Genomic DNA, 14805 nt, shown 5'->3' on the forward strand with positions numbered 1-14805 from the left:
GTCACGACAATTCCAGTCCTTGACAGTATCATAATTCTTGAATTACGATACCACGCAGTGTCAAAAATGTGCAAGCCAGGCCCAAACCAACCCCTCATCCACATACGGAGCCCATCACCATGGATGACGTCATCATCATCGGCGGCAGCTTTGCCGGTCTCGCCGCCGCCCTGCAGCTCGGCCGTGCCCGCCGCAAGGTCACCGTTCTCGATACCGGCCTGCCGCGCAACCGCTTCGCCGGCCACTCGCATGGTCTGCTCGGCCACGATCACAAGCCACCGCTGGACATCCTGGCCGAAGCGCGGCAGCAGCTGGCGCGCTATCCCACGATCAGGCTGGTCAATGCCCGGGCCGACAGGGTCTCCGGCGCCATCGACGATTTCTCTGTCCTCACTGGCGCTGGCGAAAGCCTTGGGGCGCTGCGACTGATCCTGAGCTATGGCGTTGCCGACCAGATGCCTGATGTTCCGGGCTTTGCCGAAGGCTGGGGCACGTCCATCGTACCCTGCCCCTATTGCGATGGCTTTGAAGTCGCCGGCCAGCATTGGGGCCTCGTCTGGTCCGGCCCGCCGTCGCACAATTATGTCAGGCTGTACCACGACTGGACCGACACGTTGACGGTCTTCGCCGATGGTCACGACATTGCACCCGATATCCGGGCCGATCTGGCGCGCCGCAACATACCTGTCGTTGATGGCCGGATCACCGAAATCGCCCGCCACAGGGGCCACAATGCCACCGTCAAGCTCGATACCGCCCCCGATGTCGCAGTCGATATCTTGTTCGCGCATCCGCGCAACAAGCCGTCCGCAAGCCTGCATGAATCACTGGGACTCGCCACGGTCAATACGCCCCTCGGCATCGCCCTGAAGGCCGACGAGCGCCGCGAAACCAGCATACCCGGCATGTACGCCGCCGGCGATCTTGCAAACCCAGCCATGGCTTCGGTCACCACAGCAATATCGCAGGGCGCGACGGCGGGTATCTCAGCCCAGCAGTCGATGCTTGTTTGAGAGCACAGATTGGAGATGAGCATGGCCGTCGAACCGGACAGCGCGGGTGTGCGCTTCCCTCCGCCCTTCGTCTATCTAGGAGCGCTGCTGTTGGGGCTGGCGGCGGAGCGGTTCGTCACCCTGCGCTCTTTCGGCATCGACTGGCGGTTGCTGGTCGCGACGGGCGCGCTGCTGTTCGTTGCCGGCGCGGCGATGATGCTTGCGGCGGCGGGGCTGTTCCGGCGGCTGGGCACCAACGTTCCGCCGTCGCAGCCAACGACCCTCATCGCAACGACCGGTCCTTATCGGTGGACCCGCAATCCCATGTATCTCGGCATGGCGCTTATCTATTCCGGCCTTGCGATCGGCTTCGACGGGCCGATCGCCTTCGCCTTGCTCCCGTTGGTGCTGATCGCGATCCAGACGCAGGTGATCGCCCGCGAGGAGCGCTATCTCGAAGCGAAGTTCGGCGACGACTACCGCCGCTACAAGGCCGAGGTTCGCCGCTGGCTCTGACTATTCCGCCGCTGCCGCCTGCGGGGCCTTCTGATAAACCAGCACCGGCTTCCTTGCCGCGAGCTATCATATTCTGAAGGTTGCGGGCCGGTGTCACGGAAACCGACTGCCGGCTGACGCAGTACACCCGGCGCCTGAGGAGACGCACATGTCCAAAACCAGAGACACCGAGGCCAGCATCAGGATCGCTCGTCCGACCGCTCTTGGAGAAGCCTGACACACATGGAGTTCGAACACGTCACCTTCGACCTGCCACACTGCACCTTTCACGCGCTGCAGGGTGGTGATCCCGATGGTCAACCGACGCTCGTCTTGCACGGCTTGCCGCCACAAATGAGCCGTCGACGCACCGCACACCGATGTCTGCTTTCGAGAAGCGGTGACCAAGAGCGGACAGACCGCCACCGGCCCATATTGAGACGTTCAAGCAGTTTTCCTAACCTATCCGCCTCTGACCGCCCACCTCCCCCCACCCTCACGGCACAAATATCAAAAACACATACGTGCAAAACACCACCAGATGCACCAGCCCGGTCAGGAACGTCGTCCTCTCGGTGCTAAAGCTCACATTGCAGATGAAGAGCGCCAGGACCAAAAGCACCACGTCGGTCGCCGGCAGGCCCAGGGTCAGGCCTCTTCCGGTCAGCAGGCTGGCGGCGGCGATGCCCGGTATTGTCAGGCCGATTGTGGCGCAGGCCGAACCCATGGCGACGTTCAGGCCGCGCTGCAGCTCGTTGTTGAGGGCGGCGCGAACCGCCGAGATCGCCTCCGGCATCAAGACCAGCCCGGCGATCATCGCGCCGACAATGGCGTCGGCCTGGGGCACCTGATAGGCGACGAGCGCATCCTCGACGCTGGCGGCGACCTGCTCGGCCAGCATGACGATGCCGATCAGCCCGATCAGCAGGAGCAGAGCACTAGCGGCAATGCTTTCGTGGGCGTCGGCTGGCACTGCGGCGCCATGCGCTTGTCCGTCGATGAAATCATCCCGGTGGCGGACAGTCTGCGCGAACAGAAAACCCGCATAGAGCAGCACTGAAAGCACGCTGACGAAGCCGAGTTGGGCGGCCGAGAAGGTGCCGGGATCGGTGGTTCGCGTGTAGGTCGGCAGAATGAGCGTCGTGACGCTCAGTGCGACCAGCACCGCCAGATAGGCGCTGGTCCCTTGGCGGACGATTGCCTGCTTGCGATGACGCCAGCCGCCAAATGTCAGACACATGCCGACAACGCCGGTCGACGTGATCATCACCGTCGAGAAGACGGATTCGCGTGCAAGCGTCGGGTTGTTGGCTCCGTGCAGCATGATGGAAACGATGATCGACACTTCGATTGCCGTCACGGCGATGGTCAGCACCAACGTGCCGTACGGCTCGCCTACCCGCCGGGCCACCGCCTCGGCGTGGTCGAGCACGACGAAAATGGTGGTGAACATGATCGCGCTCGAAAGCGCGCCGATAAATATCCTGGTGCCAAGCGACCCTTCGTCCACCGACACCCCGCTGGCCCTGACCGCGACAGCCATCGCCAGGGCGGCCAACGGCATGCCGTAGGAAACCGCCGATCTTGCGAAACCACTCATTCCAAGCCCCTTCCGCAAGCCGTGTTGCAGGTCCCTTCTGGGCAAGCCCCTTCTGCGAACCCTGCGAAAGCCTGAAGCGCGCGCTCAAGCCGTCTTCTGCGTCACCAATCCCAGTTCGTCGATCATCGCCTGGCGCATCAGGTATTTCTGCGGCTTGCCGGTCACCGTCATCGGCAATTCGGTGCGGAAGCGGATGTAGCGCGGGATCTTGAAATGGGCGATCTGCCCGGCGCAGAAGGCCTTGATCTCCTGCTCCGTTGTGATCTGGCCGGGCTTCAGCACGATCCAGGCGCACAGCTCCTCGCCATATTTCGGGTCGGGAATGCCGAATACCTGCACCTCCTTGATCTTGGGGTGGCGATAGAGGAATTCCTCGACCTCGCGCGGATAGACGTTCTCGCCGCCGCGGATGACCATGTCCTTGACCCGGCCGACGATGTTGCAATAGCCCTCGGCATCGATTGTGGCGAGGTCGCCGGTGTGCATCCAGCCGTCGGCGTCGACCGCCTCGCGGGTCTTCTGCTCGTCGTCCCAATAGCCCTTCATCACGGAATAGCCGCGCGTGCAGAGCTCGCCCGGCGCGCCGACCACGACGGTGGCGCCTTCGGCGTCGATGGCCTTGACCTCGACATGCGGATGGACGCGGCCGACGGTCGAGACGCGCTTTTCCAGGGGGTCGTCGACGCTGCTCTGGAACGACACCGGGCTGGTCTCGGTCATGCCGTAGGCGATGGTCACCTCGGCCATGTGCATCAGCGACACCACCTTCTTCATCACCTCGATCGGGCATGGCGAGCCGGCCATGATGCCGGTGCGCAGGCTGGTGAGATCGAAGGAGGCGAACTCCGGATGGTCGAGCAGACCGACGAACATGGTCGGCACGCCGTAGAGCGCGGTGCAGCGTTCCGTTGCCACCGCCTTCAGCGTGGCGCCGGCATCGAACCCCTCGCTCGGGAAAACCATGGTCGCGCCCTTGGTGACGCAGCCAATCGTGCCCATCGACATGCCGAAGCAGTGATAGAGCGGCACCGGGATGCACAGCAGGTCGTCGACCGTAAGCCTGATCGCCGCGGTGACGAAATTGCCGTTGTTGACGATGTTGTTGTGGGTCAGCGTCGCGCCCTTGGGCGCACCGGTCGTGCCGCTGGTGAACTGGATGTTGATGGCGTCGTCCGGCTTCAGCCCGTCGGAGATGCGGTCGAGCTTATCATGTTCGTCGCGCCCGGCCATCGCCAGCACGTCGGCGAAATTGAACATGCCCGGCGAATTCTCCTCGTCCATGCGGATGACGATCTTCAGCGCCGGCAGTCTGTTGGCGTCGAGCTTGCCCGGCGCTGCCTTGGCGATCTCCGGCGCCAGCGTCTCGATCATGCCGAGATAGTCGGAGCTCTTGAACTTGGCGGCGGTGACCAGCGCTCGGCAACCGACCTTGTTCAAGGCATATTCCAGCTCGACCAGCCGGTAGGCCGGGTTGATGTTGACCAGGATCAGGCCGATGCGGGCGGTGGCGAATTGCGTCACCAGCCATTCCCAGCGGTTCGGCGACCAGATGCCGACGCGGTCGCCTTTCTCGAGGCCGAGCACCAGGAAGCCGGCGGCGAGCGCATCGACGGTGTCCGACAGTTCCTCCCAGGTAAAGCGCTTGTCCTGCTCGACGAAGACGGCGGCATCGAGCGTGCCGTATCTGCCGACCGTATCGGCAAACAGCGCCGGGATCGTCAGGTTGAGCAGCGGCACGCTGCGCTCGCCCGAGACATGCGCCGTGCCGTCGACCGGCGCAATGAACGAACCGCCATCGCGCTTGCCGCGCAGGCTGGTGGCATTCTTCAGCTCGTCGAGATTGATCGGCATCGCCGTGTCCTCCGCAGACAGGCCGAGCCTATCAGCCCGGCGGGGTGGTGGAAATCCCGTCGATGATAGGGCTGGGGTTGGAACTCGCCCTGTCAGGGCCGAAAACAAAAAAACCGCCTCGACGGGCGGGTCTTCGGGGCCAATTGGCACCACAGGGAGATTGGCACCACAGGGAGATTAGTAGCATAGCTGCCGGCACAAAGCAAGAACAAAATTGCTGTACATCAGGAAAATCGCTTCAGGTCGGTGCCGCGGCTAGACCGCTGGATCCAACGTTAGTGGTTGGCAAAGGCCGAGGCGATATCCGATTTCCCCCCTTGCGGGGGAGATGCCCGGCAGGGCAGAGGGGGGTGCGAAGGATCGCCAAGTTCGACTTCAGCACCCCCAACCGGGAACGGATGAGGCTCCGATTGGCTGACAGGTCGGCGGGACAGCACCCCCCTCTGGCCTGCCGGCCATCTCCCCCGCAAGGAGGGAGATTGGCAGCTTGGCCGACGGCGCCTGCTCCGCGATCGTCAACCCGAGTTCACCGACGCCATCCTGGCCGCGACATCGCGCAACACCGCCTCGTCGGCCGGAGCGCGCATCTTCCGCGACGCCACGAGACAGGCCTGCGAGCGCAGGATCACGCCGTCGGCGAGCACCTTGAGATGGTTGGCGCGCAGCGTCGCGCCTGACGTGGTGATGTCGACGACGATGTCGGCCAATCCGGCTGCCGGCGCGCCTTCGGTGGCACCGAGGCTTTCGACGATGCGGTAGACCTGGATGCCGTGCTTTTGCGAAAAGAACTGCTGGGTCAGGCGCCAGTATTTGGTGGCGATCCTGAGCCGCCTTCCATGGCGCTGGCGAAAATCGGCGGCGACGTCGTCGAGGTCGGCCATGGTGTCGACATCGAGCCAGATGTCGGGCACGGCGACGACGACATCGGCATTGCCGAAACCGAGGCGGGCGATGATTTCGGCGCGTGCCTCGCAGTCGGCGAGGTTTTCGCGCAGCAGGTCCTCGCCGGTGATGCCGAGATCGACCGAGCCCTGGCCGATTTCGCCTGCGATCTCGGAAGCCGACAGGAAGGCTATCTCGACGCTGTCCAGGCCATCGATGCGGGCGCGGTATTTGCGCTCGTCGCCGGGCAGGCTGACGGCAAGCCCGGGCTTGGCCAGCACCTCCAGCGCCTGCTCCTTGAGCCGGCCCTTCGATGGGATCGCCAGCGTGATCATGGCGCTGTCTCCCGCAGCGCCTCGATGCGGTCGAGCCAGACAGAAAAACCGACGCCGGGGATCGGCGTCTTGGCGCCGAGCAGCGTCAGCAGCCGGTCGTAGCGGCCACCACCGGCCAGCGGCCGGTCGCCGCCTTGCGCCGCGACCTCGAAGACGAGGCCAGTGTAATAATCGAGCGGGCGGCCGAAGGCGGCATCGTAGCTGATTTCAGACATCGGCAGACCGAGGCTTTCGATGGCCGCGGCGCGGGCGGCAAAATTCTCCAGCGCAGTTCCCAGCGAAAGCCCGGCATCGGCGGCAAAACTTGCGAGCGCCCCGGCGGCGCTATCTAGCGGCACGTCGATCGCCAGGAAACCCTTCAAAGCCGCAAATGCCTCGTTCGACAGCCGGACGCTGCGCAGTTCGGCTTTCTCGATCAGCCGCCGCGCAATTTCGGACGGCGAACGCCCGGCCGTTGCCGACAGGCCGGCCTCTTCCATGCCGCCGGCGATATGCGCCGAAAGAGCCTCCAGATCGCCGTCGAGGACAAGCGCTGCCACCGCGCCGGCGATCTGGCTGTTGCGCGGCGGATTGGCGAGGTCGGCAAGCGCCGCTTCCAGCATTGGCGCCGAGCCGAAGGCGCGGGCCAGCCGCATGCGCCAGCCGCGCGGCAGGCCAAGCGCTGCCAGCACCGCCTCGAAGATGGTCTGGTCGCCAAGCGTCACCGCCAGCTCCCGTCCGGGCAGCACCAGCGAAAGCAGCGCATGCGCATCGGCCAGCGAACGCGCATCGGCGGCGGCCGTGTCGCGGTCGCCGAGGTCCTCGATGCCGGCCTGGAAGAATTCGTTGCCGCCCTCGCGGCGCTGGCGAAACACCTCGCCGAGATAGGAATAGCGGCGCGGCGTGCCGGCCTGGCTGGCAATGTGGTCGAGGCAGACCGGAATCGTGAATTCCGGCCGCAGGCAAAGCGTCTGCCCGGTCTCGCTTTCGGTGAGGAAAATCCGCCGGCGCAAATCCTCGCCGGCCATGTCGAGGAACGGATCGGCCGGCTGCAGCACGGCGACCTCGACCGCATGGGTGTTGCGCGCGGCGAAGAGCGTCGCGATGTCGGATGCGATGGCGGGGGAGGTCATGGGGATGTGGGGCGCGAGGCACCCCCCTCTGGCCTGCCGGCCATCTCCCCCGCAAGGGGGGAGATTGGATATCGCGCCTGCTTTCGCCAATCTCCAGCGTTGGAAAGAAGACGGTGAGGCTGAAGCTGCCAATCTCCCCCCTTGAGGGGGAGATGGCCGGCAGGCCAGAGGGGGGTGCTCACGCGCCACCTTTCGCCCGGTCGGCCGCCTGCGCCGCCAGTATCTTCTTCACCTCGGCGACCAGATCGCCTTCCGCCACGGTCACCTGCGCCGGCCGTGCGGCGCGCCATTCGGCGTTGTCGGCGATCTCGGCCGACATCTTCGCGCCTTCGATCAGGTCCTTGATCTGCAGCTCGCCCTTGGCGCGCTCGTCGCCGCCCTGGATGACGGCGACCGGGCTGCCGCGGCGGTCGGCATATTTGAGCTGCGCCTTCATGCCGGCGCCGCCGAGATACATTTCCGAGCGGATGCCGGAGGCGCGCAGCTCGGCGACCATCTTCTGGTAGCGGCCGAGACTTTCCGTATCCTTGTCCATCACCAGCACGACGACCGGCGCGATCACATCCGAAATGTCGAGCTTGCCGAGGTTCTTCAGCGCCGTCATCAAGCGGGAGACGCCGATCGAAAAACCGGTCGCCGGCACCGGCTCGCCGCGGAAGCGCGAGACGAGGCCGTCATAGCGGCCGCCACCGCCGACCGAGCCGAAGCGCACGATCTGGCCGTCCTCATTGGGGATCTCGGCCAGCAGCTCGGCCTCGTAGACCGGGCCGGTGTAATATTCGAGGCCGCGGACGACGGAGGGGTCGATGCGGATGCGATCCTCACCGTAGCCGCTTTGTGCGACCATGGTTCTTATCTGTTCCAGCTCTGCAAGGCCCTCGACAAACGACGCATTCGTTATGCCCAGATGTTCGAGTTTCCTTTCCTCGACAAGATTGCTGAGTCCGGGGTTGATGGATCCCAGTGTCTGGACAATTTTTTCGGGATCGTGCTGCGCCATGACTGTGAAATAGCTGATCACAACGTCGATTTGCGCATTATCCAGCCCGGCACCTTTGGTGAAATCACCGCTCTCGTCCTTGCGCCCTGCACCCAAAAGCAGGCGCACGCCCTCGACGCCCAACTTGTCCAGCTTGTCGATCGCGCGCAGCACCTGCAGGCGGCGGCCAGCGTTCTCCTCGCCGCCGAGGCCGATCGCCTCGAGCACGCCGTCGAGCACCTTGCGGTTGTTGACGCGGATGACGTAGTCGCCGCGCTTGATCCCCAGCGCTTCCATCACGTCGGCCATCATCATAGCCATCTCGGCGTCGGCGGCGACGCCCGGCGTGCCAACCGTGTCGGCATCGAACTGCATGAACTGGCGGAATCGGCCGGGACCGGGCTTCTCGTTGCGAAACACCCAGCCGGAGCGATAGCTGCGATAGGGCTTCGGCAGGCGTTCGAAATTTTCGGCGACAAAGCGCGCCATCGGCGCGGTCAGGTCGTAGCGCAGCGACAGCCACTGGTCGTCATCGTCCTGGAACGAGAACACGCCCTCGTTCGGCCGGTCCTGGTCGGGCAGGAATTTGCCGAGCGCATCGGTGTATTCGATCAGCGGCTGGTCGACCGGCTCGAAACCGTAAAGCTCAAAGACCGAGCGGATCGTCGCCATCATCTTCTCGACGGCGCGCAGATCGTCGGCGCCGCGGTCGACAAAGCCGCGCGGAAGCCGCGCTTTCATCTTTTCGGATTTGTCGGCCATGGGATGGGTACTCGGTGGTTTCGTGGCGCTCCGGGGATCGGTTAAATAACCGATTTCCACGGCGCGGGTGTCCTAACCGATGCAGCCGAGAGCGGCAAGGGTTTGCGCTTCTTCCTTCTCTCCTTGTGGGAGAAGGTGGCCGAGCGAAGCTCGGTCGGATGAGAGGTGTTCCAGGGAACGCCTGCGCCTCATTTCTTCCAACACCCCTCAACCGTCTCGGCGCTGCGCGCCGATCCACCTTCTCCCACAAGGGGAGAAGGCAAGAAAAAGAAGCTGAAACAATTGCGCCATGCGCGCGGCATCGTGCCGACACAATCCGGGCCGATAAGCGCGCCGAAACAAGGGGTTCGGGGCCATGGCCACGCTACAGAAGTTCGACATCATCGATAGCGGCGCACGCGACGCCCCGGTCCGGCTGCGGCCGGCCGATGGTTATGGGCCAAAAACGACGAAGCAAATCGCCGGACTGTTCGAGATCGCGGCGCAACAGCGCAGCGGGCCGACCATGCGCGACGTGCTGATGACCGGCCTGCTGGTGATCTATCCGGTGTTCGCCGCGCTGGCGGCCATCCTGGCCGGGTTTTTCCTGGCCGGCGCCGGCGGCGCCTGAGCCGCTATTTCGGCCGCCTGAACGCTTTCCGCTCCGCCTCGACCGGTTCCCGGCAGACGCAGCCCTCGAGATGGTCGTTGACCAGCCCCATCGCCTGCATGAAAGCGTAGACGGTGGTCGGGCCGACAAAGCTCCAGCCGCGCTTCTTCAGCTCCTTCGAAATGCGGACCGAAACGGCCGTCGTCGGATTGGCGCGCAGATGGGCGAGGTCGACGATCTCGGGCCGCTCGTCCGGGCCGGGCTCGAACTTCCAGAACCAGGCGGCCAGCGAGCCGGCCTCGTTGATGAGTTCGCGGGCGCGTTTGGCGTTGTTGATGGTCGAAACGATCTTGCCGCGGTGACGGATGATGCCGGCATTGCCGAGCAGGCGCTCGACATCGGCGTCGGTGAAGGCGGCGATCTTGTCGACATCGAAGCCGGCGAAGGCCTCGCGGAAATTGTCGCGCTTGCGCAATATGGTCAGCCAGGACAGGCCCGACTGAAAGCCTTCGAGGCAGATCTTTTCGAACAGCCGGCGATCGTCGGCGACCGGCCGGCCCCATTCGTGGTCGTGGTAGTGCAGATAATCCGGCAGGTTGCCGTGCCAGAAGCAGCGGGCGATGCCGTCGGGACCAGCAAGCAGACCTGTCTTTTCGTCCATGGCGGAATTCCGTTCGTGTCTTGGCGTTAACGCGTTTTGAAGCGGCCTTTACCGCGGCTTTACCAGATTCCTGAACCGGGCGGTAACCACACCAAAAGGTTTACTGACAGACAGGCATTTTACGCATTCCGATTCATGTTTCGGTTGCCGCTTCGCGCCCAATGTCGCGGAAATCGGGGAGGCTTTGCGCCCCGGCATGTTCGACGATCAAGGTGCGATCCGATGAAGATATTCTTGTTCCCACTGTTCGGCGCCGCGGCCGTGCTTGCCGTCGGCGCCGCCAATGCCAACGACCGCTATGCCGAGAGGCCGCCGGTGGTGGTCAGCCCCGACCTTTCGGCGCCCTGGGTGCTGCAGCTCGGCCATGCGCCGGGCATCGTGCGGCAGAGCCGGCAGGAAGCGCAGCCGCTACGGCGCTACCGGCGGCAAGCTGAACCCGATCAGTTGCGCACCGCAGCGGTGCAGGCGCCGGCCAAACGCATGGTGATGCGGCCGCAGATCGATCCCGTCTATTTGCCGCAGGAAGTCGCCTATGACGGCCCGCAGAAGCCGGGCACGATCGTCATCGATACGAGAGAGAATTTCCTCTATCTGGTCGAGAAGAACGGCAAGGCGCGGCGCTACGGCGTCGGCACCGGCAAGCCGGGCTTCGAATGGTCCGGCACTCACAAGATCACCAACAAGCGGGTCTGGCCGGACTGGCGGCCGCCGGCGGTGATGATCGCCCGCGAAGCCGCAAAGGGCCGTTATCTGCCAACCTATCTCGCCGGCGGCATGGAAAACCCGCTCGGCGCACGCGCGCTCTATCTCGGCTCGACCGAATACCGCATCCACGGCACCAACCAGCCCTGGACCATCGGCGGCGCGGTGTCGTCGGGCTGCATCCGCATGCGCAACGAGGATGTGGTCGATCTTTACGAACGCGTGAATATCGGAACAACGGTGGTGGTGATATAGTTGCCGCGACGAATCATCTGGTCTAGAAAGACATTAGCTTTGGCTTTCTGAGGCCAGATGAATAAACAACGGGGGACGGGCCGTGTGGGGATGCGGCCAGTCACGAAAGGGCAGCGCGGCAAGCCGTGCTGCCCTTTTTGTTTCCGCCAGCGAGAATTGACGAAGATTTCGCCGGCACGTCGCGCGACAGGCATAGCGGTTCGCTTTTCGCGCTGCCTTTTCGCCGTCCCTTTGCTATGTGGCAGCCAAAATTCCAGACAAAGGCCCTATCTCGATGTCCCTCTCCGATGACAGCCGCTATCTCAAGGGCGGCCCGGTTGCCCAACGCATCATCGCCAGCGTGCGCGAGGACGCGGCGATCGCCACCGCCGAAGGCTTTCCGCCCAAGCTGGTGTCGATCACCGTCGGCGACACAGCGGCGGTCGACATCTATGTCCGCAACCAGCGCGCCAAGGCGGGGCTGGCCGGAATCGGCTTCGAGGAGAGGCGCTTTCGCGCCGACATCACTGCCGGCGAACTCGAAGCTGCGATCCACGGCCTCAACGCCGACCCGCGCGTCACCGGCATCATCATCCAGCGACCGGTGCCGGTGCATATCCCGATCAAGACGCTGCAGGCGGCGGTGCATCCACTCAAGGACGTCGAGGGCATGCATCCGGCGTCGATCGGCAACATCGTCTACAACCAGCTCGACCTGGCGCCCTGCACTGCCGCTGCCTCGGTCGAACTGCTCAGGGAAACCGGCCTCGACCTCAAGGGGCTCGAAGTGGTGGTCGTCGGCCACTCCGAGATTGTCGGCAAGCCGATCGCCTTCCTTTTGATGAGCGAAGGCGCGACGGTAACCGTCTGCCATCACATGACACGCTCGGTGGCGGCACACGCACGCCGCGCCGACGCGCTGTTCGTGGCCGTCGGCAAGCCGCGGCTGATCAAGGCCGACATGGTCAAGCCGGGCGCCGCCGTGATTGATATCGGCATCAATTCGGAAATCGGACCGGACGGCGAAAGCCGCATCGTCGGCGACGTCGATGCCGAGAGCGTCAGGCACGTCGCGTCGTGGATCACGCCGGTGCCGGGCGGCGTCGGCCCGATCACCGTGGCGATCCTGCTGCGCAACACCATGGTGGCGCTCAGCCGCCAGCGCGCCCGCTACCAGGCAACCTACGGCACGGCGGACAGACTGGCGGCGGAGTAGGCGCTTTCGTCACGTGCATTGCGGCACATGGCAGGTGATCCGGGACTCGTCATCCCAGAAGACGTAGAGCATGCCGCCGCTGCCCCAGAAGAAACCGGCGAGTGAATCGAACTGGAGAAGAAATTTCATTTGCCGGTCCGTCCCGGGAACGACTGGAAACTGCGGCCCCTGAATCCATGACGGCAGCCCACCAAGCCGAAACAGGTTTTGCCTTGAATTGCTTATCCCGTACGACTGCCTGAGCCACCGTTTAGGGGTCGGTGCCAACCGAACAGTTTTTTTCTCGGCGGCTTTTGCAGGCCTCTCAATGTAGGGCGAATGCAGAGGCGCGATCGGCGTCGGCACACCGGCAGCGTCGTGGGAATAGTAGGTCGGTTCGAGAGAATTCGCACAGGTCTCGATACGGAGTCTGGGAAGAGGCATCGTCAGCTCAAGATCGTCCAGCGTAACCAGATGTATCAGTCGCTCTCGACAGGTCGGGCACACTGCCGATCCTTCGCCGCCGACCGTAAGTGGCCTGCCAGTCGCCGGCAGATGCCAGGTAGGATGATTGCGGTGCGTCGGAAAAGACATGTCGCTCGGAGCGCCCTCCTCAAAGCTGAAATGATGACATGCCGGCGGCGAACGAGGATCATCATGCGTCAGCCAGTCTGCGAAATCGGGAATGTCGCCCAAGGTACTGTCTGGAAACAATTCCGGCGCCTGCAAGGCGACGTGAGCCAGCAGATCCTCCACGTCTATTCCGCGTTTCACTTCCTCTTGCAGGAAAAATGCCAGACGAGCCAAATGCGCGTCGTCGAGAAACGAAACGGCGTCGATAATCAGATTGTCTTGCTGGACGTCGGCTTCTACCGCTGCCTTTATGAGCGCAAACAGGAATTCGGACCCATCCTTGAGATGACGAACGATGATTGTCTGGCATTCGCCATAGCTGGCCTGGAACGTCGCCGGCGATCTGTCCGACAGCAGCCGAACGACGGTTCCAATCTCTTCGGATTTTGGGTTGGGCATCTCGGCAGTCTCATTGGCGGGTGCGCAGCAATCAAACCAATTTTGGCGGCTCGCCGCCATAGGCCCAGTCGAGCAGCTTTATCGTATGCACCACCGGCAGCGTCGCGGCGGAGGCGATCTGGGTGATGCAGCCGATGTTGCCGGTGGCGACGATTTCAGCGCCGGTCGCCTCGATATTCCTGACCTTGCGGTCGCGCAGCGTCGCCGAAATCCCGGGCTGCAGGATGTTGTAGGTGCCGGCAGAACCGCAGCAGAGATGCCCTTCGCGCGGCTCGCGCACGACGAACCCGGCCCGGACCAGAAGCTCCTTCGGCTGGCGGGTGATCTTCTGGCCATGCTGCATCGAGCAGGCCGAGTGATAGGCGACGATAGTGCCCGGTCTACGCACCGGTTCCGGCAGGTCGAGACTCCCGAGATATTCGGTGATGTCCTTGGCCAGCGCCGACACGCGCGCCGCCTTGTCGGCGTAGGCAGGATCGAGGCGCAGCATGAAGCCATAATCCTTGATGGTGGTGCCGCAGCCGGATGCGGTGATGACGATGCCATCGAGCCCACCCTGCTCGATGGCGCGCGTCCAGGCGTCGACGTTCCGTCGGGCCGACGCCAAGGCAGCGTCCTCGCGTCCCATGTGATGCACCAGCGCGCCGCAGCAGCCCTCGCCCTGCGGGACGACGACCTCGACACCAAGCCGGGTCAGCAGCGAAATCGCCGTGTCGTTGATGCCGGGATCGAGCACTGATTGCGCGCAGCCGGTGAGGATGGCGACGCGGCCATTTTTCTTGCCGCCCTGCCCCGCATGGACGCCCGGCGAAGCCATCGGCGAGACTGCCGGGACCGACGCCGGTGCAAGCTTGAGCATGGCGCCCAGCGGCCTCAAGGCCTGGATTTTCTCGAACAGGCCGGCGAATGGCTGGCCGAGCTTCGCCAGCTTGAGCGCCGCGCGAAAGCGCGAGGGATAAGGCAGCACGAACGCCAGCATGGCGCGTGTCAGGCGATCGGCCAGCGGACGCTTGTAGGTCTGCTCGATATGGGCGCGGGCATGGTCGACCAGATGCATATAGTTGACGCCCGACGGGCAGGTGGTCATGCAGGCGAGGCAGGACAGGCAGCGGTCGATATGGGTGACGATCTCCTTGTCTGCGGGACGGCCGTTCTCCAGCATGTCCTTGATCAGGTAAATCCGGCCGCGCGGCGAATCCAGTTCGTTGCCGAGCGTCACATAAGTCGGGCAGGTGGCGGTGCAGAAGCCGCAATGCACGCATTTGCGCAGGATCTTTTCCGATTCCGCGACATGCGGATCGGCAAGCTGGGCAAGCGAGAAGGAGGTCTGCACGTAAACGAATCCTTACCGTTTGAGCATGATCTTTTCCCAAAACCGGTATCC

The 14805-nt window shown here is 63.9% G+C and carries 13 protein-coding genes; 5 read left to right on the plus strand and 8 right to left on the minus strand.

The genetic code is table 11. The annotated features are described in order from the left end of the window. The first annotated feature begins 119 nt into the window (after positions 1-119). Both NKI01_RS06925 and NKI01_RS06930 read left to right on the plus strand, forming a co-directional pair. Positions 120-1013, plus strand: coding sequence for an NAD(P)/FAD-dependent oxidoreductase (locus NKI01_RS06925; protein WP_023716485.1), 894 nt, complete (start codon positions 120-122; stop codon positions 1011-1013). A 21-nt stretch (positions 1014-1034) separates the two neighbouring features. Beyond that, positions 1035-1508, plus strand: a complete 474-nt coding sequence (locus NKI01_RS06930) for a methyltransferase family protein (RefSeq protein ID WP_023716484.1) — start codon at positions 1035-1037, stop codon at positions 1506-1508. Positions 1509-1983: 475 nt separating this feature from the next. Here NKI01_RS06930 and NKI01_RS06935 read toward each other — a convergent pair whose 3' ends face one another. The 5 genes from NKI01_RS06935 to hisS form a co-directional block, all read right to left on the minus strand. Next, positions 1984-3087: a calcium:cation antiporter gene (locus NKI01_RS06935; protein ID WP_023716483.1), complete on the minus strand. Its 1104-nt coding sequence runs from the start codon at positions 3085-3087 to the stop codon at positions 1984-1986. Positions 3088-3171: 84 nt separating this feature from the next. After that, on the minus strand, positions 3172-4938 hold the full coding sequence (locus tag NKI01_RS06940) for an AMP-binding protein (protein ID WP_023716482.1): 1767 nt from the start codon (positions 4936-4938) through the stop codon (positions 3172-3174). A gap of 515 nt (positions 4939-5453) precedes the next feature. Continuing rightward, a complete protein-coding gene (hisG, locus tag NKI01_RS06945) occupies positions 5454-6155 on the minus strand; it encodes an ATP phosphoribosyltransferase (RefSeq protein ID WP_352962380.1) in 702 nt (233 codons plus the stop codon). Then, positions 6152-7267 (minus strand): ATP phosphoribosyltransferase regulatory subunit, encoded by a 1116-nt coding sequence (locus tag NKI01_RS06950; protein WP_023716480.1) that lies wholly within the window; start codon positions 7265-7267, stop codon positions 6152-6154. The genes hisG and NKI01_RS06950 overlap by 4 nt, the downstream gene beginning before the upstream one ends. A gap of 178 nt (positions 7268-7445) precedes the next feature. Further along, the gene (gene hisS, locus NKI01_RS06955; RefSeq protein WP_352592591.1) at positions 7446-9008 is read right to left on the minus strand and encodes a histidine--tRNA ligase; all 1563 of its coding nucleotides are present in this window, start codon (positions 9006-9008) and stop codon (positions 7446-7448) included. Positions 9009-9363: 355 nt separating this feature from the next. On the opposite strand from hisS, the gene NKI01_RS06960 reads away from it, so the two are divergent. After that, positions 9364-9618, plus strand: coding sequence for a hypothetical protein (locus NKI01_RS06960; RefSeq protein WP_352482352.1), 255 nt, complete (start codon positions 9364-9366; stop codon positions 9616-9618). Positions 9619-9622: 4 nt separating this feature from the next. On the opposite strand, the gene NKI01_RS06965 is transcribed toward NKI01_RS06960, so the two are convergent. Further along, the gene (locus NKI01_RS06965; RefSeq protein ID WP_352482353.1) at positions 9623-10258 is read right to left on the minus strand and encodes a DNA-3-methyladenine glycosylase I; all 636 of its coding nucleotides are present in this window, start codon (positions 10256-10258) and stop codon (positions 9623-9625) included. A 222-nt stretch (positions 10259-10480) separates the two neighbouring features. Between NKI01_RS06965 and NKI01_RS06970 the strand changes: the two genes are divergently transcribed. Together NKI01_RS06970 and NKI01_RS06975 are read left to right on the plus strand one after the other, a co-directional pair. Next, positions 10481-11215, plus strand: a complete 735-nt coding sequence (locus NKI01_RS06970; protein WP_352482354.1) for a L,D-transpeptidase — start codon at positions 10481-10483, stop codon at positions 11213-11215. A gap of 274 nt (positions 11216-11489) precedes the next feature. Continuing rightward, complete coding sequence (locus NKI01_RS06975; protein ID WP_023716475.1) at positions 11490-12410, plus strand: bifunctional 5,10-methylenetetrahydrofolate dehydrogenase/5,10-methenyltetrahydrofolate cyclohydrolase; 921 nt, start codon at positions 11490-11492, stop codon at positions 12408-12410. Positions 12411-12419: 9 nt separating this feature from the next. Here NKI01_RS06975 and NKI01_RS06980 read toward each other — a convergent pair whose 3' ends face one another. Both NKI01_RS06980 and glcF read right to left on the minus strand, forming a co-directional pair. After that, complete coding sequence (locus tag NKI01_RS06980; protein WP_352482356.1) at positions 12420-13421, minus strand: hypothetical protein; 1002 nt, start codon at positions 13419-13421, stop codon at positions 12420-12422. Between the two features lie 31 nt (positions 13422-13452). Then, on the minus strand, positions 13453-14754 hold the full coding sequence (gene glcF / locus NKI01_RS06985) for a glycolate oxidase subunit GlcF (RefSeq protein WP_352482357.1): 1302 nt from the start codon (positions 14752-14754) through the stop codon (positions 13453-13455). Positions 14755-14805 lie beyond the last annotated feature (51 nt).

The sequence above is a fragment of the Mesorhizobium sp. M0815 genome (assembly GCF_040319995.1).
Classification (GTDB): domain Bacteria; phylum Pseudomonadota; class Alphaproteobacteria; order Rhizobiales; family Rhizobiaceae; genus Mesorhizobium.